The 275-nt window shown below is 45.8% G+C and carries 1 protein-coding gene; it reads right to left on the reverse strand.

From position 1 onward, the window contains the following. Window positions 1-275, reverse strand: a 275-nt coding sequence (locus tag R2R70_RS20100; protein WP_410978915.1) for a hypothetical protein, incomplete at both ends; no start/stop codon positions are given.

Below are 275 nucleotides of genomic sequence, written 5' to 3' on the forward strand. Positions count from 1 at the left end.
CGATTCGCCACTCGTGATTGTAGATGAATCAATGACGCCAGCGGTTATATTTGCTGTCGATGCTGTGCCTAGCGGCTCACCTTTATTATCTATTGGCTGAATTTCGACCGTTGTAGCACTGGTATAAGTGATTATAAAGTCACTTGCAGGCAATTCACTACCCTTGCCAGCTTCAAGGGTTGCAGTCATGCTTGAACTGCCCGTATTCGCCGTATAAGCATAGCCACCAACCGTAGGAATATTAAAAATATTACCCCCGAGCTCTCCATTAGCGT

Origin of the sequence: Cobetia sp. SIMBA_158 (genome assembly GCF_046566945.1) — a bacterium.
Classification (GTDB): domain Bacteria; phylum Pseudomonadota; class Gammaproteobacteria; order Pseudomonadales; family Halomonadaceae; genus Cobetia; species Cobetia amphilecti.